At 73.2% G+C, this 21,014-nt stretch carries 23 protein-coding genes; 11 read left to right on the top strand and 12 right to left on the bottom strand.

Annotation, left to right across the window (positions count from 1 at the left end):
• Positions 1 to 194: 194 nt before the first annotated feature.
• Together EV383_RS03245 and EV383_RS03240 are read left to right on the top strand one after the other, a co-directional pair.
• Positions 195 to 1,259: an NAD-dependent epimerase/dehydratase family protein gene (locus tag EV383_RS03245; protein WP_130288538.1), complete on the top strand. Its 1,065-nt coding sequence runs from the start codon at positions 195 to 197 to the stop codon at positions 1,257 to 1,259.
• A gap of 47 nt (positions 1,260 to 1,306) precedes the next feature.
• Entirely contained in the window at positions 1,307 to 1,657 is a 351-nt protein-coding gene (locus EV383_RS03240) for a Rieske (2Fe-2S) protein (RefSeq protein ID WP_130288537.1), read from the top strand.
• Positions 1,658 to 1,890: 233 nt separating this feature from the next.
• Here the strand turns inward: EV383_RS03240 and EV383_RS03235 are convergent, their stop codons facing one another.
• Together EV383_RS03235 and EV383_RS03230 are read right to left on the bottom strand one after the other, a co-directional pair.
• The gene (locus EV383_RS03235) at positions 1,891 to 2,661 is read right to left on the bottom strand and encodes an alpha/beta fold hydrolase (protein ID WP_207223417.1); all 771 of its coding nucleotides are present in this window, start codon (positions 2,659 to 2,661) and stop codon (positions 1,891 to 1,893) included.
• Positions 2,662 to 2,730: 69 nt separating this feature from the next.
• A complete protein-coding gene (locus tag EV383_RS03230; RefSeq protein ID WP_130288536.1) occupies positions 2,731 to 3,114 on the bottom strand; it encodes a hypothetical protein in 384 nt (127 codons plus the stop codon).
• A gap of 241 nt (positions 3,115 to 3,355) precedes the next feature.
• On the opposite strand from EV383_RS03230, the gene EV383_RS03225 reads away from it, so the two are divergent.
• A complete protein-coding gene (locus EV383_RS03225; RefSeq protein WP_130288535.1) occupies positions 3,356 to 3,556 on the top strand; it encodes a hypothetical protein in 201 nt (66 codons plus the stop codon).
• A gap of 85 nt (positions 3,557 to 3,641) precedes the next feature.
• Here EV383_RS03225 and EV383_RS03220 read toward each other — a convergent pair whose 3' ends face one another.
• From EV383_RS03220 to EV383_RS03210, 3 genes are all read right to left on the bottom strand, one after another.
• Complete coding sequence (locus EV383_RS03220; protein ID WP_130288534.1) at positions 3,642 to 4,649, bottom strand: hypothetical protein; 1,008 nt, start codon at positions 4,647 to 4,649, stop codon at positions 3,642 to 3,644.
• Positions 4,650 to 4,834: 185 nt separating this feature from the next.
• A complete protein-coding gene (locus EV383_RS03215; RefSeq protein WP_130288533.1) occupies positions 4,835 to 5,980 on the bottom strand; it encodes a glycoside hydrolase family 16 protein in 1,146 nt (381 codons plus the stop codon).
• A 242-nt stretch (positions 5,981 to 6,222) separates the two neighbouring features.
• Positions 6,223 to 9,489: an acetyl-CoA carboxylase family protein gene (locus EV383_RS03210; protein WP_130288532.1), complete on the bottom strand. Its 3,267-nt coding sequence runs from the start codon at positions 9,487 to 9,489 to the stop codon at positions 6,223 to 6,225.
• Between the two features lie 197 nt (positions 9,490 to 9,686).
• Between EV383_RS03210 and EV383_RS03205 the strand changes: the two genes are divergently transcribed.
• Positions 9,687 to 10,382: a 2OG-Fe(II) oxygenase gene (locus EV383_RS03205; protein WP_130288531.1), complete on the top strand. Its 696-nt coding sequence runs from the start codon at positions 9,687 to 9,689 to the stop codon at positions 10,380 to 10,382.
• A gap of 8 nt (positions 10,383 to 10,390) precedes the next feature.
• Here the strand turns inward: EV383_RS03205 and EV383_RS03200 are convergent, their stop codons facing one another.
• The 4 genes from EV383_RS03200 to EV383_RS03185 form a co-directional block, all read right to left on the bottom strand.
• Complete coding sequence (locus EV383_RS03200) at positions 10,391 to 11,371, bottom strand: phytanoyl-CoA dioxygenase family protein (RefSeq protein ID WP_130288530.1); 981 nt, start codon at positions 11,369 to 11,371, stop codon at positions 10,391 to 10,393.
• A gap of 2 nt (positions 11,372 to 11,373) precedes the next feature.
• Positions 11,374 to 12,240, bottom strand: coding sequence for a class I SAM-dependent methyltransferase (locus tag EV383_RS03195; protein ID WP_130288529.1), 867 nt, complete (start codon positions 12,238 to 12,240; stop codon positions 11,374 to 11,376).
• A 158-nt stretch (positions 12,241 to 12,398) separates the two neighbouring features.
• Complete coding sequence (locus EV383_RS03190) at positions 12,399 to 12,836, bottom strand: VOC family protein (RefSeq protein WP_130288528.1); 438 nt, start codon at positions 12,834 to 12,836, stop codon at positions 12,399 to 12,401.
• A 142-nt stretch (positions 12,837 to 12,978) separates the two neighbouring features.
• Complete coding sequence (locus tag EV383_RS03185; RefSeq protein WP_242622869.1) at positions 12,979 to 13,452, bottom strand: GNAT family N-acetyltransferase; 474 nt, start codon at positions 13,450 to 13,452, stop codon at positions 12,979 to 12,981.
• Between the two features lie 66 nt (positions 13,453 to 13,518).
• On the opposite strand from EV383_RS03185, the gene EV383_RS03180 reads away from it, so the two are divergent.
• The 4 genes from EV383_RS03180 (at position 13,519) to EV383_RS03165 (ending at position 17,360) form a co-directional block, all read left to right on the top strand.
• Positions 13,519 to 14,556 carry an NAD(P)-dependent alcohol dehydrogenase gene (locus EV383_RS03180; RefSeq protein ID WP_242622868.1) on the top strand — a complete coding sequence of 346 codons (1,038 nt, stop codon included), beginning with the start codon at positions 13,519 to 13,521 and terminating at the stop codon, positions 14,554 to 14,556.
• A gap of 88 nt (positions 14,557 to 14,644) precedes the next feature.
• On the top strand, positions 14,645 to 15,208 hold the full coding sequence (locus EV383_RS03175; protein WP_130288526.1) for a nucleoside/nucleotide kinase family protein: 564 nt from the start codon (positions 14,645 to 14,647) through the stop codon (positions 15,206 to 15,208).
• A gap of 467 nt (positions 15,209 to 15,675) precedes the next feature.
• Entirely contained in the window at positions 15,676 to 16,665 is a 990-nt protein-coding gene (locus tag EV383_RS03170) for a permease (RefSeq protein WP_130288525.1), read from the top strand.
• The gene (locus EV383_RS03165) at positions 16,662 to 17,360 is read left to right on the top strand and encodes a TIGR03943 family putative permease subunit (RefSeq protein WP_130288524.1); all 699 of its coding nucleotides are present in this window, start codon (positions 16,662 to 16,664) and stop codon (positions 17,358 to 17,360) included. The genes EV383_RS03170 and EV383_RS03165 overlap by 4 nt, the downstream gene beginning before the upstream one ends.
• Before the next feature lie 60 nt (positions 17,361 to 17,420).
• Here the strand turns inward: EV383_RS03165 and EV383_RS03160 are convergent, their stop codons facing one another.
• Genes EV383_RS03160 through EV383_RS03150 form a run of 3 tightly spaced genes read right to left on the bottom strand, consistent with a single transcriptional unit; the run spans position 17,421 to position 19,431 of the window.
• Positions 17,421 to 18,125, bottom strand: a complete 705-nt coding sequence (locus EV383_RS03160) for a hypothetical protein (RefSeq protein ID WP_130288523.1) — start codon at positions 18,123 to 18,125, stop codon at positions 17,421 to 17,423.
• Positions 18,122 to 19,072, bottom strand: coding sequence for an ATP-binding cassette domain-containing protein (locus EV383_RS03155; protein ID WP_130288522.1), 951 nt, complete (start codon positions 19,070 to 19,072; stop codon positions 18,122 to 18,124). Before EV383_RS03155 ends, EV383_RS03160 begins: the two co-directional genes overlap by 4 nt.
• Positions 19,069 to 19,431: a GntR family transcriptional regulator gene (locus tag EV383_RS03150; protein ID WP_130288521.1), complete on the bottom strand. Its 363-nt coding sequence runs from the start codon at positions 19,429 to 19,431 to the stop codon at positions 19,069 to 19,071. Before EV383_RS03150 ends, EV383_RS03155 begins: the two co-directional genes overlap by 4 nt.
• Before the next feature lie 133 nt (positions 19,432 to 19,564).
• Here EV383_RS03150 and EV383_RS03145 point away from each other — a divergent pair, with 133 nt between their 5' ends.
• Genes EV383_RS03145 through EV383_RS03135 form a run of 3 tightly spaced genes read left to right on the top strand, consistent with a single transcriptional unit; the run spans position 19,565 to position 21,014 of the window.
• Positions 19,565 to 19,918, top strand: coding sequence for an ArsR/SmtB family transcription factor (locus EV383_RS03145; RefSeq protein WP_130288520.1), 354 nt, complete (start codon positions 19,565 to 19,567; stop codon positions 19,916 to 19,918).
• Entirely contained in the window at positions 19,915 to 20,526 is a 612-nt protein-coding gene (locus tag EV383_RS03140; RefSeq protein ID WP_130288519.1) for an SRPBCC family protein, read from the top strand. The genes EV383_RS03145 and EV383_RS03140 overlap by 4 nt, the downstream gene beginning before the upstream one ends.
• Positions 20,523 to 21,014, top strand: a complete 492-nt coding sequence (locus EV383_RS03135; protein WP_242622867.1) for an SRPBCC family protein — start codon at positions 20,523 to 20,525, stop codon at positions 21,012 to 21,014. Before EV383_RS03140 ends, EV383_RS03135 begins: the two co-directional genes overlap by 4 nt.

Raw genomic sequence — 21,014 nt, 5'->3', positions numbered from 1 at the left:
GCCGGCGTCGGGTTCCGGGACGCCCGCTCCGACCACCGACGGGGACCGTCGACGGGCGGTGAGGCTGCACAGCGTGACCGCCGCCGAGGAACCGCGCAAATCGCGCGCGTCTCCCGACCGGGTTTCCGCGCGCCCGCGCCGGGCATGCTGCCGCCGTCGGAGTCCCCCGGCATCGAGCCCGGAGGAGACCCACCGTGCGGATCGTCATCACCGGAGCCAGCGGCAACGTCGGCACCGCCCTGCTGCGGCGGCTGAGCGGACACGGGCACGAGCTGCTCGGGGTGTGCCGCCGCCCGCCGGGTGACGCCGGGCCCTACGCCGGCGTCGGCTGGACCTCGCTCGACCTCGCGGGACGGGGCGTCCTCGACGCGTTGCGCCCGGTCGTGCGAGGCGCGGACGCCGTCGTGCACCTGGCCTGGGGGTTCCAGCCCTCGCGCGACGTGAACTACCTCGACCGGCTCGGCGTCGGCGGCACCCGTGCGGTGATCGAGGCCGTGCAGGCCGAGGGCGTCCCGCACCTGGTGCACATGTCCTCGGTCGGCGCGTACTCCCCCGGCGGACAGGAGCGGGTCGCCGAGGCGTGGCCCACCGAGGGCATCGACTCGCTGCCCTACAGCCGCGAGAAGGTCGCCGCCGAACGCCTGCTCGACGACCACGAGCGCCGCCGGCCCGACGGCACCGCGGTCGCGCGGATGCGTCCCGGGCTGATCGTGCAGCGCGACGCCGGGAGCGCGCTGCTGCGCTACGGGGTCCCGGCGCTGCTGCCGTCCGCGCTGCTGCGCCACGTCCCCGTGCTGCCGCTGGACGAGGACCTCGTCGTGCCGATCGTGCACACCGACGACGTCGCCGACGCGTTCGCCCGCGTCCTCGACCAGCGCGCGACCGGTGCGTTCAACCTGGCCGCCGACCCGCCCGTCACCCGGGACCTGATCGCCGAGGTCCTCGGCGCCCGCCCGGTGCACGTGCCGAAGGCGGCCCTGCGGGCCGCCGCCGACCTGGCGTGGCGTGCCGGGCTCCAGCCGCTCGACCCGGGCTGGATCGACCTGGCGTTCGCGATCCCGCTGATGGACTGCACCCGCGCCCGCACCGAGCTGGGCTGGGCGCCCACGGTGGACGCCCGCGCCGCGCTCACCCAGGTCGTCGAGGGCATGGCCGACGGCGCGTCCACCTCCAGCCCCGCGCTGCGGCCGCGCACCGTTTTCGCCGAGGTCTCGGCGCTGCTGCGCCGCGGCAACATCGCCACCCGGACCCTGCCCTGACCGTCCTGCCCTTCTCGACACCGCCACCACCACGAACCGAGGACGAGATGACCGAGTCGCTCTCCGAGAACCCCACCACCCCCGCCGACGTCCGCCGTCTCGGCGGCTGGGCGGTCGGCCGCAGCGAGGGTGAGGACTTCGCCGTCGGCCGGCGCTGCCGTCACCAGCTCGCCGATCTCAGCGACGGCCACGTCGACGCCGACGGCTGCCTGGTCTGCCCGTGGCACGGTGCCCGCTACGACGTCACCGACGGCGTGATGGTCGAGGGCCCGCGGGGCCTGTTCGGCTACCACGGCCACATCCCCGGTTACGACATGCTGGTCCGCGCCTACGCCCGGTTCCTGCCGCTGGCCGTCGGGCGGGTCCTGCGCCGTGGCGGCCGGATCACCGTCGAGTAGGAGCTCCGGCACGGCGTCAGACGACGCCGACCGCCCCGGTCGCGACGGCGAACGCGATCCACGCGAGCGAGGCCAGGGCGACCCTGGTCGGTCCGGAACGACGTCGCCGCGCGGGATGCGCTCTACGTCGTTCTCGCGCGCCGGATCGGGGCGACGCTGCTGACCACCGATCTCACGCCGGCCCGAGCAGTCCCCGACCGTCGCACTCGTACCCGATCGGGACGTGTGACCGGTCAACCGGCCCCGCCTCGGGCGAGGAACGGCTCCACCACCGTCATCAGGTCCGGGCGGCGCACGACCTCCATGTGCGTACACCCCGGCAGGACGGCCAGGCGGGCGTCCGGGAGGAGGGCGTGGATCTCCGCCGCGTGCTCGATCCGGACGAAGTCGGTGTCGCCGATGACGAGCAGGACCGGGCCGGTGATCGAGCGCAGCTCGTCGTCGGACCACCCCCGGAAGTCCGAGACCAGCGGCTGGGCCTTCTCCAGGAACGGGAAGAAGCCCTCCGGGTCGGGGGCCACGGCGGCGTAGGCGGCCTGCATCTGCTCGAAGTCGTCGGCGGTGGGCAGGCGCGGTGAGTCCTGGGCCGGGTCCTGGATCTCGGGGTGGTAGCCGTCGGGGCGGAAGTGCACGGCCGCCAGCACCAGACGTCCGACCCGCTCCGGGTACCGCACCGCGACCTCCGTCGCGACGAGCCCGCCGAGGCTGAAACCGAACACGTCGGCGCGCTCGATGCCGAGGTGGTCCAGGAGCGCGACCACGTCGGAGGCCAGCAGGTCGAGCTGCAGCGGCCGGTCGATGTCGGCGGTGTGGCCGTGGCCCTGCAACTCCACCCCGATCACCTGCCGGCGCTCGGCGAGGGCGGGCAGGATCGCCGCGAACGAGAGGTCGAACGTGAGGACCCCGCCGTGCAGCAGGACCAGCGGCCGCCCGGTCCCGTGCACCTCGTAGTACATCTGCAGGCCGTTGACGGCGGCGTACGCGCCCTGGGTCGTGGCGGTCACTGTGGTCTCCTCGTCGCTCGGGTGGTGCACGGTGGACCGGCGGGCCGCGCACAACTCATCGGTCACCCGTCACTTCGAGCGCTTCGTCGTCGTCGACCGGGACGTCGTGGTCTTCTTCGCCGACGTCGTCGCGGGGGCCTTCGAGCTGCTCGTCGCCGGTCGCGGGGCCACGGTCGTCCGGGCACCCGGCTTCGGCGTCCGGTGAGCCTTCGCCGAGGAGATGTGCCCGCCGTCGTCGGCGTCGAGGTCCGAGCCGTAGACCCACAGCGGGCCCGACGCCGCGGCCGGCGCGCCCGCCGGCGGGCAGGACTCGTCGGGGACGCGGACGTAGTCGTCGCCGTCGGACTCGACGACGGCGCAGACCACCTCCTCCGACGCGTCGCCGCAGGCCGCGAGCGGGGCCATCAGGGCGAACGCGGCGAGCGGGGCGACGATCAGGGTGCGGGTACGCATGGTGGGTGCTCCTCGGGGTCGGGTCGCCCCGGTTCCCGGCCACCGTGGCCGGACCCGATCTGACGACGACGCCGATCGTGGAACCACCCACATGCAGCCGACTTGCACCGCCGCTTGCGACGCCCGATCTCGGGCGACCGGCTCGGCGGGGGACCAGCGGGCCCGCGGCGCGGGTGACTCGTTCGGGGTGTGTCGTTGTCGGTCCGGGACATGGATGCCCGCCGGTGGGGTAACCACGCCCATGAGCCAGGGAGACAAGACCGCAGCGAACCCGACCGAGACCACCGAGTCCTCCGAGACCGGCGCGGCCGACCCGGAGAGCGGGCGCGTGCCCACCGCTCAGAGCAACACCGCCGTGGACGTCAGCCCGGACACCGACGGTGTCCACATGTCCGAGGAGGTCGTCGACACCGAGCACGACGACGACCGCTCCGAGGGCTGATCCGGTTCGGGCACCTCCCCGACGACGAAGCCCCGCCGTCGGCACCCGGCACGGGCGTCGACAGCGGGGCTTCGTCCGTGGAGTGTCAGCTGGTGCCGCACTCGCCCTTCGGCTGGTCCTCGTGCGGGTGCTCGCCCTTCGGCCCGTCGTGCTTCGGCGCGTCGCCCTCGGGGTGATCACCCTCGGCGGGTCCACCCTTGCCGTGGTCACCCTTCGCGTGGTCACCCTTCGGGTGCTCGTCGTGGCCCCACTCTCCGGGGTGCTCGCCCTCGGGCGGCTCGCAGTTCGGCGGCTCGCCCGGCGTCGGCGGTGTGACGGGTGCCGTCCGCTCGAAGTTGTAGGTGGTCGTCCCGACCTGCAGCAGATCCACGGCGGAGATCAGGCCGCCGTTACCGCTCCCCTGATTGATCCCGGCGGAGAGCGCGGTGATGCCGGGGTTGGCCGCGATGATCTCGGCCAGCGTCTTCAGCCCGTTGTTGTCGCACCGCGTCTGGTTGGCCTCGAAGCCACCGATCTGGCGGGTGCTGCAGAACAGACCGGCGCCGGTGTCGTACCTGTTCCAGGTTCCCGCCGTCTGGTTCGCATTCGCGCCGGTCTGATAGACGGGCTCGAAGGTCAGGGTCGAGAAATCGCCCGTCTCGAGAGTCGCACCGTTCTTGTCCACCGGGATCTGGAACGACGGGAACTGCACGGGATTGCCCGTCGACGAGACGTCACGCTTGGCGTAGTAGCTGCTGGACGTGAACTTCGCCAGAGGACCGGCCTGCTCCGTCGTGAAGAACGTGATCTTGTCGTCACCGGTCGGAGTGGTCAGCCTCAGAGCGTCCGTGCCGCCGAGCGGAGGCGCCCCCAGCGCGTCGGTGAACTCCCGCGCACCGCCGATGCGATCGTCCGTCCCGGCGAAACCGTGCAGGTCGGTCGGGGTGACGTAGGTCTGCCCGGGCACCGGGAGGGGCAACGACGGGATCGGCACCGGCAGGGACGGAACGGCAGGTGCGGCGGAGGCGGCGGACCAGCCCCCGACGCCCAGGACCAGGACCGCGGCGCCGACGGCGGCCACACGTCCCGCCCGTGATCTCGTCGCCGTGCTCATCCTGTCGTGTACACCCATCCGATTCCCTCCACATGATCACAACGCCGGACAATCGCGCTCTGTGATCGATGCAACGAGCACCCGCACGGTCGAGTTACTCGAAAAAGGAGATCGACTACGACAAGTTCGGGAAAAGACGGGAATGCAACCCGATCGAGTGATGATCGACATTCACGAACCGCAGGTCAGCGCAACGGGTAGGTCCGCACCCAGTCGACCTCGTACCTCGCCGGCTGCATGTTGCCGCCGAAGAAGTTGTCCAGCTGGATCGTCAGGTGCCCGCTCGGCATGTCCTGGATCGCGCGGCGTCCGCCCTGGGCGCCACCGGAGTAGCTGAACCACTGCTTGCCGTCGATGAAGCCACGCACATGGTCCGGGGTCCACTCGAACGCGACGTTGTGCCACTCGGTCAGCGGGGCGCCGCAGTTCTTCTCCTTCGCGAAGATCTGCTGCGTCGGGCCGGGGCTGTGCGGGTAGTGGATGAAGCTCTCGGCGCAGGGCTCTCCGGGTGCACCGTTCTCCAGGAAGTCGTACTCGCCGTCCTGCGGCCACCGGTCCGACTCCGGCCAGATGATCAGCAGCGGGTGGTACTGGCGGCCGTTGTTCCTCCCCGTGGCCTCGGAGCGGACGCGAGCCTCCCAGCGGCCGTACTTCTGGTTCGTCCGGCTCGCGATCCAGCCGGTGTCGCCGTTCGCGGCGCCGGTCTGCACCAGCTTCGAACCGTCCACACGGGACTTGCTGGCGCAGCGCCCGCCGTTGCCGGCGTGCCCGGCCCAGCACTCACCGGCCTGGCTCCACCTGGCCGGGTCGGGAGCGCCGGTGTAGTTGAACTCGTCGCTTCCCGCGCCGGGCGCACCCCACCCGAAGCGCTTCGCCGCCTCGGTCTGCGTCGCGGGCGGCTTCGGCGGGACCGGAGGCTTCGGGGCCGGCGGGGTCGGCGGCTTCGGATCGGCGGGCTGGTCGGGTGCCGGTTCGGCGGCGGGTTCGCCGGCGGCGGGCTCGGTGGCGGCGGGCTCGGGCGTGACCGGCTTCGGAGTGCTCGACTTCGGGGTGCCCGACCGGGGCGCGGCCGGCTTCGGATCGGCGACCGGCGCGGGGACGGGCGGGTCGCCCGCGCGCATCGGGCCGATCTTCGCTTCCGGGTCCGCCGGCTCGACGGCCGGCGGCGTGGGCGAGCGGGTCGGCTCGACCGGCTCGTCGTCCTCGGGCGCTGCAGCGAACGGGGCGACGGCCGCACCCGGAGCGGTGGACGCGAGAGGCGACGCAGCGTCATCGGCATACGCCGGCGCCGGCCCGCTCCCGGCCAGTGACATCACCCCGGTCGTGAGCATCGCGACTCCGGTGACAACTATGCGTCGTGCAACAGTGCGTGACATGGCCGCTCGACCGCCTCGTTCGCGTGAACCACTGGGACACGAGCGACGCTACGTACGGATGTGACTACTGAGGTAGGAGCGCCCACCGTTGGTGGTGGGGTTTAACCCCGTCGTGAGGCAACCTCCCGCGAGACGTCACGTCGAGCGACGACGGACGACCCGGTCCAGCGTTGCGCCGGCCCGACGGGGGTCGACACTCACCAGGTGTCGACGAACGGCCGCACGGCCGGGGCGTGCGCCCCCACCGGCGCGGGCGGGAACGACGAGGCGATCCAGCGACGGGTGTCGGCCGGGTCGATGACGTCGTCGATCTCGAAGACCTGCGCGGTGGACAGGGCCTTGCCCTTCTCGTACTCCGCGGCCAGGAGCTTGTCGAACAGCGCCTGGCGCTCCTCGGGGTCCTCGACCGCCTCGAGCTCCTTGCGATAACCCAGCCGGACGGCACCCTCCAGGCCCATCCCGCCGAGCTCGCCGGTCGGCCAGGACACCGCGAACGCCGCGGCCTTGAGGTCCCCGCCGCACATGCTCTGCCCGCCCAGGCCGTAGCACTTGCGGGTGATGACGAGCCCGATCGGCACCGACAGGTTCGCCCCGACGACGAACATCCGGCTGAAGTGCCGCACCGTCGCCCGCGCCTCGGACTCGGGCCCGACCATGAAGCCGGGGGTGTCGCACAGCGACACGACCGGGAGCCCGAACGCGTCGCAGAGCTGCAGGAACCGGGCGGCCTTGTCGGCGGAGTCGGCGTCGATCGCGCCGCCGAGGTGCGTCGGGTCGTTCGCGATCAGCCCCATCGGGCGGCCCTCGACCCGGATCAGCGCGGTGATCATCCCGGCGCCGAAGGCGCGTCGCAGCTCCAGCACCGAGCCGTCGTCGGCGAGGCCGTGCACGGCGGCGCGCATGTCGTAGACGCGGACCCGGTTCTCGGGGACGACGTGGCGCAGCGCGCGCGGGTCGGGTGCGGTCCAGTCCTCGACCGTGCCCTGGAAGTAGCTCAGGTACGCCCGTGCGACGCGGGTGGCCTCGGCCTCGTCGGGCACCAGGACGTCGACGACGCCGTTGCCGACCTGCACCGACATCGGCCCGACCTCGTCCGGGGTGACGTCGCCGAGCCCGCCGCCGGCGATCATCGCGGGCCCGCCCATGCCGAGGTTCGCGCCCTCGACGGCGATGATCACGTCGCACATCCCGGCGAGCGCGGCGTTGCCGGCGAAGCACCGCCCGGCCACCACCCCGACGAGCGGCACCGACCCGGAGAGCTTCGCGAACAGCTCGAACGCCGGCACGTCCAGCATCGAGGCCCAGCTGCCGTCGGTGTCACCGGGGCGCCCGCCGCCGCCCTCGGCGTAGACGACGACCGGCAGCCGTCGCCGTCGCGCGAGCTCGAAGATCCGGTCCTTCTTCTTGTGGTTGGTGAAGCCCTGGGTGCCGGCGAGCACGGTGTAGTCGTAGGCGACGACGACGGCGCGCGCGTTCTCACTCCCGACCAGCCCCGCGTTGACCGTCGCCGTGCCGGCGAGCATCCCGTCCGCGGGCGTGCGCTCGACCAGGTCGTCGAGGGAGCGGCGCTGGCGCTGCGCGGCGATGGCCAGGGCGCCGTACTCGACGAACGTGCCGTCGTCGCAGAGGTCGTCGACGTTCTCCCGCGCGGTACGCAGGCCGGTGCGGCGACGTTTCTCCACGGCGTCGGCGCGGTGGTCGTCGAGGCCCCGGGCGTGCCGGTCGAGGACCTCGGCGAGGTCGGGACGCAGGTGGTCGAGGTCGACCTCGGCGACGGCCACGGCGTCGTCGGCGGCGCCGTCGGCCGGGTCGAGGACGACGAGGACGTCCCCGGCGGCGACGGTCTCCCCCGCCGCGACCCCGAGCGCCCGCACGGTCCCCGCGACCGGCGCGGCGACGACGTGCTCCATCTTCATCGCCTCGAGCACCAGCAGCGTCGCGCCGGCCCGGACCTCCTCGCCCGGCGCCACCTCGACGGTGACGACGGTGCCGGGCAGCTCGGCGCGCAGCGCGGCGGCGTCCTCCGGGACGTCCGGTGCGGGCCGCTCCGCACCGTCGGGAGCGGCGACCGGCGCCGTATCGACCCAGCGGTGCGGGCGGGTGGTGGCGAGGATCTCGGCGAGGTGGTCGTCGAGGAAGTCGGTGGTGAGCTCCCCCGCCACGAACGCCGGGTGCGTGACGATCCCGGCCAGCACGTCGAGGTTCGTCCCGACGCCCTCGATCCGGGTCCCGGCCAGGGCGCGGGTCGCGCGGGCGGCGAGCGCCGGCAGGTCGGCCGAGCGGTCATGGACGATCAGCTTGGCCAGCAGCGGGTCGTAGCGCAGGCTCGTCCGGTACCCGGGGTAGCCGGCGCCGTCGACCCGGACCCCGCGACCGGACGGCATCGCGTAGGCGGTCAGGGTCCCGGCCGACGGGGTGGTCGTCCCGTCCGGGTTCGTCGTCTCGCAGGTGATCCGCAGCTGCATCGCGGAGCCCGACGGCTTCGGGAACGGGCCCAGCTCGGCCACCGTCGCACCGGCCGCGAGGCGCAGCCCGGTGGCCACGAGGTCGATCCCGGTGACCTCCTCGGTGATCGTGTGCTCGACCTGGATCCTGGGGTTGACCTCCAGGAACGCGATTCTCTCCCCATTGACGAGAAACTCGACGGTGCCGAGCCCGGCGTAGCGCACCGACTCCCCCAGCCGCACCGCCGCAGCCAGCAGCTCGCTGCGGACGGACCCGGGCAGGCCCGGTGCCGGGGCGATCTCGACGATCTTCTGGTGCCGTCGCTGGACCGAGCAGTCCCGCTCGCCGAGCGCGACGACCGCGCCGGTGCCGTCGCCAACAATCTGCACCTCGACGTGCCGGGCGCCGAGGAGCAGCTCCTCGGCGAACACCCGGTCGTCGCCGAACGCGGCACGGGCCTCGGAGGCGCACCGGGCGTGCGCCGCGGCCAGGTCGGCCGGATCGGTGACCCGTCGCATCCCGCGTCCGCCGCCGCCGGCGATCGCCTTGAGCATCACCGCACCCGGGCCGGGGAGGGTCGTGCGGAACGCCTCGGCGCCGTCGGCGTCGACCGGACCGTCGGTGCCGGCGAGCACCGGGAGGCCTGCGTCGCGGGCGAGTGCGCGGGCGCGGGTCTTGTCACCGAACGCGTCGAGGATCTCCGGCGGCGGGCCGACGAACGTCACGCCCTGCTCGGCGCAGGCCCGGGCGAACGCGGCGTTCTCGCTGAGGAACCCGTAGCCGGGATGGACGGCGTCGGCGCCGGACCCGACGGCGGCGCGCAGGACGTCGTCGACGTCGAGGTAGGCGGCGGGTCCGGATCCGGCCAGCGCGACGGCGGTGTCCGCGGCGGCGACGTGCGGGGCGTCGGCGTCGTCGGTGGCGAACACCGCGACGGTGGGTATGCCGAGGTCGGCGGCGGTCTGGGCGACCCGGACGGCGATCTCGCCCCGGTTGGCGATCAGGATGCGGGAGAACACCTGGTCAGGACCCTGTGCGCCGCTGCGGCGCCCTCGCTGCCATGGTCCGCATCCTTCGTCGCACCGGCACCCGGTGTCAACGACCGGCGATGATCGGCGGCCGGGTCCCGATCGACGCCGCCGGTGGCCACGATCGGGACCGCTCCGGTGATCACCGGAGCGCAACCGATCGACGTGAGCCGGTGTTGGGACCCACCATGACCGACCTACCCGACCTGGACTGGGCCGACGTCCGCGAGCAGCTCGACGGCGCGGGCGTGGCGATCACCCCGCCGATCCTGACCCCGGAGCAGTGCGCGGAGACGACCGCGCTGTTCGACGACGACGCGCGGTTCCGGAACACCGTCGTGATGGCGCGGCACTCCTACGGCATCGGCAGCTACCGCTACTTCGCCGACCCGCTCCCGCCGCTGGTCCAGACGTTGCGCGAGCAGGTCTACCCGCACCTGGCGCGGGTCGCGAACGGCTGGGCGGAGATCCTCGGCGAGCGCACGTTCCCGGACACGCTCGACGAGTTCCTGGCCGAGTGCGCCGACGCGGGCCAGCACAAGCCGACCCCGCTGGTGCTGCGCTACGGCCCGACCGGCTTCAACTGCCTGCACCAGGACGTCTACGGCGACCTGGTCTTCCCGCTGCAGTTCCTGGTCATGCTGGGCCGCCCGGACGACGATTTCACCGGCGGCGAGAGCGTGTTCGTCGAGCAACGGCCGCGCATGCAGTCCCGTCCGATGGTGCTGCGCCCGCAGCAGGGCCAGGCGGTCGTGTTCCCGGTCCGGCAGCGCCCGCGCAAGGGCTCGCGTGGGTACCACCGGGTGCAGATGCGCCACGGGGTGAGCGAGGTGCACACCGGCGAGCGCAACGTCCTCGGCGTCATCTTCCACAACGCGCGCTGAACCCAGCCCTACACCGGCGGAGCCAGTACCGGGTTGTTCTCGCTCGCCGCGCGCTCGCCCGGGGAGGTGTCCGGGACGAACAGCCGCCAGTCGCCGCTGACCATCGTCGGGTGGTCGATGATCGACGCGCCGTCGGCGTAGTAGGTCGAGCCGAGCACCATGCGCTGCCGCGTGGTGCGGTTCGCGCCGGCGGTGTGGAAGCACAGCGTCGAGTGGAAGCTGACGTCGCCGGCCGCGAACGGCTCCTCGACGACCTCCACCCCGGCGTCGCGGAACGTCTCGGCGACCCGGCGGTCGTAGGACGTGCCGTGCTTGTCGAACGCCACGTCGGCGACCAGCTTGTAGGCCTGCATGCCGCGGGCGAACGTCAACGGGCCCATCGCGGACGGCACCGGCTGCAGCGGCATCCAGGTGGAGATCACGTCGGTCGAGTCCAGTGGGAAGTGGTGGGCGTCGTAGTGCCACGGCGTGCGGCCGGTCCCGGGCTCCTTGCACAGCGCGCTGTCGTGGTAGAGCCGCAGGTCACGGGCACCGAGCAGGTCCGAGCAGATCCCGCCGACCCGCGGGGACAGCACCGCGGCGCACACCAGCGGGTCCTCCCGCCACATCATCTCCCGGCTGCGCAGCCCCTCTCCCTCGCCACCCTCGCCGAGCAGGCGGGCCAGCCGCCGTCGCAGCACCTCGGCCGCTCCGGGCGAGAGCACGCCGGGCAGCCGGACGAAGCCGTCCTGCGCGAACGCGTCGATCATCTCGTCCGTCACCGGGTAGGCCCGCCCCAGCTCGGCGACGACCTCGTCGTCGGTGGGCAGCGGGCCGGGGTCGTGCGCCTCCGGTTCGACGAGCGGGGAGGTGTCGGGCCCGGAGTCGGCCAGCGACATGTACCAGTCCCACCACCCGGAGTTGTCGCCGTCCCAGGCGGTGCCGACGTCCTCGGCCGGGCCCGCTCCGGTCGCATCGGACAGGTACGGGTTCGGCGGGGAGGTCCGCACGCTCAGGCCTCCCAGGTCAGGACGTGGACGTCCTGGGTGAAGCGGTAGCCCCCGGGTTCGCGGCAGCCGGCCAGGTACTCGCCCAGCGGGCCGTCGGACTCCATCGTCTCCAGCGAGACCGAGTCGTCGAACGCGCACCGCTGCAGGAAGCCCTCGACGACGTCGCGGCTCGGGCTGGACACGGTGTAGCGCAGCATCCCCACCGACGGCGTGACACCGGCCGCCACCAGCGACTCGGCGACCTGCTCGGCGCTGGTGAACGGCGTGCTCGTCGGGGAGTACGCGGCGCGGAACAGCTCGGCGAACCGCAGGTAGTGCGACGTCGTCGTGGCCTGCACGACCGCACCGAACCCACCGGGACGCACCGCCTCGACCATCCGGGCGACGCCGGCGTCGAGCTCGGCGGGCGGGATCGCGTAGAGGGCGTGGGTCGCCCAGGCGACGTCGTAGTCACCGTGGGAGGGGTCGAGGTCCTGCAGCCGGACCTCGTGCTCGGCGGCGGCGACGAACGGCGGGCCGAGCACCGAGCGGGCCTCGGAGATCGAGAACGCCGACGGGTCCAGGAGATCGACCTCGACGGTCGTCCCGGCCAGGGCGTCGTCCAGCCCGCGGCGCATCAGCTCGGCGGGGAACTTGCCACTACCGCACGCCACGTCGAGGGCGCGGACCCGGCCGTCACGCGCGACCCGGCGCAGGTCGGCGGCCCAGTTGCGGGCGGCCACCATCTGCCGGTAGTCCTCCGACGCCAGCGCGTAGAAGGACTCCATCCCGGCCCGGCCCTCCTCGGCCCAGTGGGCGAGGCTGCGCTGGAACGTGTCGGGCCGATCGGCGTCGGGGCGTCCGGTCTCGGATTGTTCGGTCGTACTCACGCGCGGTCACTCCCGGTCTGCTGGTCGTCGTTCCCTGAGCGGGTACGCCACCGTGGTCCGGGGTGGAGTCGCCTGGTCGTGCCTGTGATTCACCGTTGCACGCCGGTCATCGCGCGGCAATTCGGTCCGTGCGCCGGTCGGAGCCCCGTCGCAGCCGGTCAGACGGTCGGGAAGTGGATGAACTCCAGGGCGATGCCGTCCGGGTCGGAGAACTCCAGCGTCGCGTAGGTCGTCGGCTCGGTGCGGTCGGTGACGCCGTCATGGGCGACACCGAGCGTGTCCAGCCAGGCCGCCCAGCCGTCCAGCGTGGCGCGGTCCGCGACGCCGAACGCGAGGTGGTCCAGCGCGTTGCGGGCGCGGTCCGGCGCGCTCCCGGTCACGTCGTGGTGCAGCTCGATCATCACCCCGGTCGCGGTGTCGAGCAGCAGCGCCGCCTTGCCGTCGCCGGAGTCGTCGCCGTGGTGCGGGAACGTCACCGGCAGCCGCTGCAGGCCGAGCACCCGCTGGTACCAGGTCGCGCTGGTCTCCACGTCGGACACGATGGCCGAGACGTGGTGGAAGCCGGTGACCGCCGGCCGTTCGATGCCCGAGCCCATCGGCGCCCTTCTCGTCCTGGTGACGGCCGCCGGAAGCCGTGCGGGGAGCGCCGGCGTCGGCCGATGCGTAGTCAATCACCTCGGCCGGGTGCGGCGCCTCACCTGCCGCCGTCCGGGCGTGCCCCTCTTCCCCGGTCGGCGGTCACCGCGGCGGCAGGCGGGCGTGCACGTCGTCGCCGTCCGTGCTCAGGTCGGCGCCGAGGGTCCGCAGCAGCCCGACCGCGGCGGAGTTGCCGCCCGTCGTCTCCGCGACCAGCGCGCGGCCACCCGCCCGCGCGCCCAGCAGGTGCACCACCTGCGCGCCGATCCCCCGGCCCCGCCACTGCCGGACCAGCCAGATCCCCATCTCGACGCCGCCGTCGACGGGCTCCAGCCGGGCCGCTCCCGCCGCCCGCCCGTCGACGAGCACGACGAACGTGCGCTCGACCGGCGTCTCCGTGTCCAGCGAGCGCCGGCGGTGGAAGGCCCGGAACTCCGCGCGCTGCGCCGCGGTCCAGTCCTCCTCGCCGGGCAGGGGCGCCATCACCTCGGCCGGCTCCGCGCCGTCGACGGCCGCGGCGAGCAGATCGGGCAGGGCGGACTCGTCGAGATCGGCGAGGGCGACGTCCGGGGCCACCGAGGCACGATGGCTCCGGCAACGGGGCCCTGGCGACGGGGATTCCGGGATGGCACTGTCGCCCGGGTGAGTGCTGCGGTCGGAGAGATCCCGGAGTCGATGCGGTGCAGTGTGCTGCGCGCCGCCGGTGAGCTGGAGGTGCAGCAGCGCGCGGTCCCCCGGCCCGCGCCCCGCGAGGTGCTGGTCCGCGTCGGTGCGGTCGGGACCTGCGGGTCGGACGTGCACTACTTCACCCACGGACGGATCGGGCGGTTCGTCGTGCGTGAGCCGCTGGTCCTCGGGCACGAGCCGTCCGGGCGGATCGTCGCCGTCGGGACCGGGGTCGACGCCTCCCGGATCGGGCAGCGGGTGTCGATCGAGCCGGGTGTGCCGTGCCGTCGCTGCCGGTACTGCCACCGCGGCGAGTACAACCTCTGCCCGGACATCGCGTTCTTCGCCACCCCGCCCTTCGACGGCGCGTTCAGCGAGTACGTGACGATCGCCGACGACTTCGCCCACCCCGTCCCGGACTCCGTCTCCGACGACGCCGCGGCGCTGCTGGAACCGCTCTCGGTCGCGATCTGGGCGAACCGCAAGGCCGGTACCGGGCTCGGCTCCCGGGTGCTCGTCGCCGGTGCCGGGCCGATCGGGCTACTGGTCGCGCAGGTGGCACGGGTGCAGGGGGCCGCGCAGGTCGTCGTCACCGACCTCGACGCCGGGCGCCGGGCGACCGCCCTGGACAACGGCGCGACCGACGTCCTCGACCCGCGGGACGGCGACCCGGCCGCCCGCGGAGTGGACGTCGACGTGTTCGTCGACTGCTCCGGCGCGCCGCCCGCGGTGACCGCCGGGATCGGCGCCGTCCGGGCCGGGGGCACGGTGGTGCTGGTCGGGATGGGCGCCGACGAGATGACGCTGCCGGTGTCGTCGCTGCAGTCCCGTGAGATCACGCTGACCGGGACGTTCCGCTACGCCGAGACCTGGCCGACGGCGGTACAGCTCGCCGCGTCCGGGGCGGTGGACCTCGACCGTCTGGTCACCGCGCACGTCGACCTCGACCACGTCGCCGACGCCCTGTCCCCGGACCCCGCCGCGGCGCACGTCAAGATCGTCGTCAGGCCCTGACGCGGGGGTCGCGAACCAGGACGAGCGCCGCGTGACGGTTCACGGTCGGCCCGGTGGTGAGGGTCGGTCCCAGCGGAGGCTCCGGGTCGTGGACGGCGGCGGGTGGGCCGTGGAGCTCGCTCGCCTCGTCCAGGCCGCGGAGGGCGGACCGGCCGGGAACCGGCTCGTCACCGTGGACGGGTTCTCCGGGGCCGGGAAGTCGACGCTGGCCGCACGGCTGGCCCAGGTCCTCGACGCCCCGTTGCTCACGCTCGAGGAGATCTACCCCGGATGGGACGGTCTCGCCGTGTCCCCTGCACTCGCCCGGCGGTGGATCGGGGACCCGCTCGCCGGCGGCTCGACGCTGCGGTGGTGCACCTGGGACTGGGACCGTGACGCCCCCGGCCCGTGGCGCTCCCTGGACCCGGCGCCAGCCGTCGTCCTGGAGGGCTGCGGTGCCGGAGCCCGGGTCCTGACGCCGGTGACGAGCCTGTCCGTCTGGGTCGACACCTCCGCCGAGCAGCGGGAACGACGCCTGCACGCGCGCGAGGACTGGGCCGGGTACGCCCCGTTCCGGGCCCGCTGGTCGGAGCAGGAGCGGGCCCTCGCCGCGACGGAGCACTCCCCCGAGCGCGCCGACGTGGTGCTCGACAACACCGCCGTGCCGATCTGAGACGGGACGCCAGGTCCCGTCCCGTCTCACCGCAGCCCGCACGTCCGCCCGCATCGCGAGCCGGTGGCGCGGGCCGTGCCGCTCCCCGTGCCGCGCGCTCGCCGTCGTGACGCGCTCGCGGCCGCGCGCGCGACGCGAAGACGGGCGCGCCGGGAAAGACGGAACGCGCGGGGGCGGCGAGAACGTCGCCAGGTGATCGATCGTCATGGTCGACCCCGGACCACCGGCGGTCCGGGGTTGACCGCAGTGATCGATCTCCGTGGTCATGTCCGGGCCGCGTGTGGCCCGGACATGACCACAGGTGTCGATCACGAATCGGGCGTCGGGCCGTCGGGCCGTCGGGCCGTCGGGCCGTCGGGCCGTCGGGCCGTCGGGCCGTCGGGCCGTCGGGCCGTCGGGAACACGATCGGGAACCGTTCCGCCGACCGGGCCGTGGAGCCGGGGCGGTCGATGCCAGGATCCCGGCCGTGACGACCGTCGTCCGGCCCCGTCCGCGGGTCACCTCCCTGCACGTGTTCTGCGCCGTGCTGCTGGCCGCCGTCCTGGCCCGCCCACTGATCACCGACGCCTTCGACGCGCCCGCCCTGCGCACGGCCGCGACGGTGTTCGTGGCCGTCTGCCTGCAGGCGTTGCCCTTCCTGGTGCTCGGGGTGCTGCTGTCCGGGCTGATCGCCGGGTTTGTCTCGCCGGTGGTGCTGCGCAGAGTGCTGCCGGCCCGGACCGCGGCCGCGGTGCCGGTCGCCGGTGCCGCCGCGATGGTGCTGCCGGGCTGCGAGTGCGCGTCGGTACCGGTGGCGCGGCGGCTGATCGGACAGGGTGCGCCCGAGGCGGCGGCGTTGACGTTCCTGCTCGCCGCGCCCGCGGTGAACCCGGTGGTGCTGGTCGCGACGGCGACGGCGTTCCCGGACGCGCCGGAGATGGTCGGGGCGCGGTTCCTCGGCTCGATCGTCACCGCCTGCGCGATGGGATGGCTCTGGCAGCGGGCCGGGCGGTCCGAGTGGATCACCCGGCGGCTCGCCCCCACGGTGGATGGGATCGGACGCGGCCGCTGGGCCGTGGTGGCCGAGACGGCGCGGGCGGACCTCGTCGCGGCCGGGGCGTTCCTCGTCGTCGGTGCGCTGGCCGCGGCAACGATGCGGGTGCTGGTGCCGCCGGAGTGGCTCGACGCGCTGGCCGGGCGGATCCTTCTGGGGATCGCGGCGATGGCGGTGCTGGCCGTCGTGCTGTCGTTGTGCAGCGAGGCCGACGCGTTCGTCGCGTCCTCGCTGTCGATGCTCCCGCTGCTGCCCCGGCTGGTGTTCCTCGTCGTCGGACCTGCCGTCGACCTGAAGCTGGTCGCGCTGCAGGCCGGGACGTTCGGGCGGGCGTTCGCGGTCCGGTTCGCGCCGGTGACGTTCGTCGTCGCCGTGGCGGCCGCGGTCGGCGCCAGCCTGCTGGTGTTCGGCGGCGTCCGATGAGGCGCGACACCCAGCACGCCCTGCTCCTGCTGCTCGGCGCGGTGCTGCTGCGCGTCTGCGCCGACGACACGGTGCTGCGCTACGTCCGTCCGGGACACCGCTGGCTGCTGATCGCGGCCGGGGTGGTGGCCGTCGGATTGGCCGTCGCCGGCGGGGTGCGGGACTTCCTCGGGCGCACACCGACCGGGCACGGCGACCACGACCACGACCGCTCGCACGCCCCGTGGCTGCTGCTCCTGCCGGTGCTGGTGATCGCGCTCGTCGCACCACCCGCACTCGGCGCCGACGCGGTGAACCGGACGAGCGGGGGCACCGTCCGCAGCGGCGACCTCTACCCGCCGCTCCCCGGCGGGACGCTCGCCCTCGGACTCGGCGAGACGGTCGACCGCGCCGTCTGGGACGAGCAGCGCTCGGTCGCCGGGCGCGAGGTCGTCGTCACCGGGTTCCTCGCGAGGCGGCACGGCGACACCGTCCTGGCCCGGATGCGGATCAGCTGCTGCGCCGCCGACGCCCGCCCGTCGATGCTGCGCCTGCGCGGCACCGAGGAGCAGGTCCCCGACTCCGGGGAGCGCTGGCTGCGGGTCCGGGGGACGGTCGTCCCCGGGACCGGCAACGCCGCCGACCGCTACGTCCCGGACCTCACGGTCTCCGAGGTCACACCGGTCCCGGCGCCGTCCGACCCGTACGAGAGCTAGGAACGCGACAAGGACCCGGCCACCCCCCGTCGGAGGCCGGGTCCTGGTCGCGCGGGGCTCCTACGGCGTCGCGCGCCGCACCATCAGGAACCCGCCGGCGGCGGCGAGCACGACCAGCACCAGCGGATAGACCCCGACCAGGGCCAGGTCCGGCGTCGCGGAGAAGAACTCGCCGACCGAGCCCCACCACTGCTGCCAGGTGATCAGCACGGCCAGTCCCCCCAGGACCAGCGTCGAGCCGATCGCGGCGGTGTACACCCCGATCTGCCCCCACCGGCGGAACACGGTCCCGGCCAGCAGGCCCAGGAACCCCAGGGCCAGCAGCGGCACGGTGTAGACCACGACCTGCAGCACCGGGTTGCTCTGCACCAGGAACGGGACCCCGAAGAAGTTCAGGTCCATCCCCCAGCCACCGGTCGCCCGCTCGATCGCGAGCGCGACCGTCAGCAGCACCCCGTGCATCAGCGACTCCATCACCACGACCAGGGACACGCCGAGATAGAAGTGCCGGCGGGTGAGCCCGAGGCTGAGCGCGAACGGGAACGTCTGGGTCATGGTCTGGATGTAGGCCGCGGCCATCGAGATGTAGAGCGCCGCGAGAGCCCCGGTGTACTCGGGCCCGGTCTCGCCGACGTTGGACCGGACCAGGACGAAGATCAGCAGGTTGATCAGGAACGCGGCCCCGACCACCAGCCACGGCATCCCCAGCCGCACCTTCGCGTCCACGACGTTGAGCCGGGCCGCGGTCACCACACGGTTGTTCATGACAGCACCTTCCGGTTCGTGGACCCGGCGACGGCCAGGTCGGCGTCGGCCCCGCCGACGTTGTGCTGGGTGGTCCGGACGACGAGCTGCTGCAGCGAGACCGGCTCGAACTCGATCCCCTGCGCGCTGAGCCCGGGTTCGGGCGCGACGCCGGACAGGGTGACCCGCAGGAACCCGCCCAGCCGCTCGCGGTGCAGCTCGGTGTGCCCGGCCGCGAACGACTCGACGGCCTGCGCGGGCCCGGTCACCGTGACCGCCCGGCCGCGCAGCACCTCGGCGTCCTCGTCGATCAGGATGCGGCCCTGGTCGATCAGGACGACGTGCTCGATCAGGTCCGACACCTCGTCGATCAGGTGCGTGGACAGCACGACCGTGCGCGGGTGCTCGGCGTAGTCGGCGAGCAGCCGGTCGTAGAACATCTGCCGGGCGACGGCGTCGAGGCCGAGGTAGGGCTCGTCGAAGAACGTCAGCGGGGCGCGCGAGGCCAGACCGATGATCACGCCGACCGCGGAGAGCTGACCCCGGGAGAGCTTCTTGATCGCCCGCTTGCGCGGGACGGCGAACTCCTCCATCAGCGAGTCGGCGAACGCGGCGTCCCAGTTCGGGTAGACCATCGCGGCGGCCGCCATCGCGTGGTGCGGGCGGAAGTTGTCCGGGTACTTCAGCGCCTCCCGGATGAAGCAGGTACGGCTCAGCACGCCGGCGTTCTCGTAAGGCTCCTCGCCGAAGACCGAGATCTCCCCGGACGTCGCGAAGTTCTGCGCGGTCAGCAGCTGCATCATCGTGGTCTTGCCGGCGCCGTTGCGGCCGAGCAGCCCGTGGATCGTGTTCTCCCGCAGCGCGACGCTCACGTCGTCCAGCGCGGTGAAGCTCCCGTAGCGCTTGGTGACGCCACGCATCTCGACGACTGCGTCGGTGCTCGTTGCGCCTGCGCTTCCCTCGGTCATTCCTCGTCCCCCCAGACGTCGATCATCTTCTTGAGCTGCTCCGGGTCGATGCCGAGCTTCCCGGCCTCGGTGACCAGCGGAGCGATGTACTGCCGGCCGAACTCCTCCCGGCGGCTCTCCAGCAGCCGGGTCCGTGCCCCCTCCGCCACGAACATCCCGATCCCCCGTCTCTTGTAGAGCACCCCGTCGGCCACCAGCTGGTTCACGCCCTTGGCTGCGGTGGCGGGGTTGATGCGATGGAAAGCGGCCAGCTCGTTGGTCGAGGGCACCTGCGACTCCTCGGGATAGGTCCCGTCGACGACCGAGGTCGAGATCTGCTCGGCGATCTGGAGGAAGAGCGGGCGCCCGTCGTCCTTCATGGCGACCGCCTCGCCCGGTCCCAGTCTGTTGGTTCATTACTCATGTAACTAACCATGGAACCAAGGAACCCCCCTGTCAAGTCCCTTCATCTATCGTTATTGACTTATATAAGTTGTTTCTTAAGATAGGAAGGTGCACGCGTTCGACGTCCTCGGCGACCCGGTACGGCGGCGGATCCTGGAGCTGCTGGCCACCGGCGAGCGGAGCTCGGGCGACGTCGTCGGCGTGATCTCGGACGAGTTCGGGATCTCTCAGCCGGCCGTCTCGCAGCATCTGAAAGTACTGCGCGACAACGGCTTCGCCACCGTCCGACCGGAGGGGACGCGGCGCATCTACGCCGTCGACCCGAGCGGGCCGGCCGTCGCCGAGGACTGGCTCGCGGGCCTGCGCGGGTTCTGGTCGCAGCGCCTCGACGCGCTCGGCACGGAGCTCGCCCGGGGCCGCCGGAACGCACCCGGCACGTCACCGAGGGGAGACCGGAAATGATCGACATCATCGCCGAGCTGGACGAGGTGCGCCGCCGCGTGCACGCGGGAGAGCGGGGCGACCAGGTCGCCGTACGGCTCGAGCGGACCTACTCCGCCGGAGTCGAGGACGTCTGGGACGCCCTCACCGACCCGGAGCGGCTCGCCCGCTGGTTCCTCCCCGTCAGCGGCGATCTGGAGGTGGGCGGGAGGTTCGCCACCGAGGGCAACGCCGACGGCGAGATCCTGCGGTGCGACCGGCCGTCGACGCTGGTGCTCACCTGGGGCGGACCGGAGAGCGTGGTGACCGTCGAGCTGGCGGCCCCCGACGCGGACTCGACCGTGCTGACACTGGACCACTCCGTGGCGGCCACGCTGGTGCCCGACTCGGGCGGCGCCCTGTACGTCGGCCCCGGCTGGGACGACGCGTTCCTCGCCCTCGGGCTACACCTGCGCGGGACCGACCTCGGCGACCCGGCGGAGTTCCAGAACTCCCCGGAGGTCCTGTCCTACAACCAGGGCGTGGTCCAGGCCTGGGAGGCGACGCTGCGGGAGTCCGGGATGGCCACCGAGGAGCAGACCCAGGACGCGCTCGTGGTCGCCACCGCCCAGTTCACCGCGCTCCCGTGATCACGACACCCGACGGCGAGGTCACGCGCGAGCCCGACGGCCGCGCCACCCTCCGGTTCCGCCGCGAGTTCCCGGACCCGCCGGAGCAGGTCTGGCCCGCCCTGACCGAGTCCGACCGGCTGGCCCGCTGGTACGGCTCGTTCACCGGCGACGCCCGCCCCGGCGGCACCGTGGCGATCACGATGACCAGTGCCGAGGACTCCGGTGGCCCGCCGGAACCGGCGCGGATCGTGGACTGCGTCCCTCCCCACCGGCTGGAGGTCGCGATCGGGGCCGACGTCCCCTGGGAGATCGTCGTGACGCTGGAGGCCGGTCCCTCCGGCGGCACCGTCCTGCACTTCCACCAGACGCTGCCGCCGGGACTCCCCTCGTCCGACGCCGGGCCGGGCTGGCACTGGTATCTCGACCGGTTCGGCGCGAGCCTGGCCGGCGCGGAGTTCCCGGACTGGGATGACTACTACCCGGCGCTGGCGCCCCGCTACTCCTGA

Source organism: Pseudonocardia sediminis (assembly GCF_004217185.1).
In the GTDB taxonomy this organism is placed as follows: domain Bacteria; phylum Actinomycetota; class Actinomycetes; order Mycobacteriales; family Pseudonocardiaceae; genus Pseudonocardia; species Pseudonocardia sediminis.
Note: the sequence above shows the minus strand (reverse complement) of the source record. Positions and strands in the feature narration are given on the sequence as shown.

What these genes read in the sequence shown, in the direction of transcription:
- EV383_RS03240 (WP_130288537.1), top strand. Translation starts at nt 1,307, where the DNA reads ATGACCGAGTCGCTCTCCGAGAACCCCACCACCCCCGCCGACGTCCGC.
- EV383_RS03230 (WP_130288536.1), bottom strand. Translation starts at nt 3,114, where the DNA reads ATGCGTACCCGCACCCTGATCGTCGCCCCGCTCGCCGCGTTCGCCCTG.
- EV383_RS03225 (WP_130288535.1), top strand. Translation starts at nt 3,356, where the DNA reads ATGAGCCAGGGAGACAAGACCGCAGCGAACCCGACCGAGACCACCGAG.
- EV383_RS03220 (WP_130288534.1), bottom strand. Translation starts at nt 4,649, where the DNA reads ATGAGCACGGCGACGAGATCACGGGCGGGACGTGTGGCCGCCGTCGGC.
- EV383_RS03215 (WP_130288533.1), bottom strand. Translation starts at nt 5,980, where the DNA reads ATGCTCACGACCGGGGTGATGTCACTGGCCGGGAGCGGGCCGGCGCCG.
- EV383_RS03205 (WP_130288531.1), top strand. Translation starts at nt 9,687, where the DNA reads ATGACCGACCTACCCGACCTGGACTGGGCCGACGTCCGCGAGCAGCTC.
- EV383_RS03190 (WP_130288528.1), bottom strand. Translation starts at nt 12,836, where the DNA reads ATGGGCTCGGGCATCGAACGGCCGGCGGTCACCGGCTTCCACCACGTC.
- EV383_RS03165 (WP_130288524.1), top strand. Translation starts at nt 16,662, where the DNA reads ATGAGGCGCGACACCCAGCACGCCCTGCTCCTGCTGCTCGGCGCGGTG.
- EV383_RS03160 (WP_130288523.1), bottom strand. Translation starts at nt 18,125, where the DNA reads ATGAACAACCGTGTGGTGACCGCGGCCCGGCTCAACGTCGTGGACGCG.
- EV383_RS03155 (WP_130288522.1), bottom strand. Translation starts at nt 19,072, where the DNA reads ATGACCGAGGGAAGCGCAGGCGCAACGAGCACCGACGCAGTCGTCGAG.
- EV383_RS03150 (WP_130288521.1), bottom strand. Translation starts at nt 19,431, where the DNA reads ATGAAGGACGACGGGCGCCCGCTCTTCCTCCAGATCGCCGAGCAGATC.
- EV383_RS03140 (WP_130288519.1), top strand. Translation starts at nt 19,915, where the DNA reads ATGATCGACATCATCGCCGAGCTGGACGAGGTGCGCCGCCGCGTGCAC.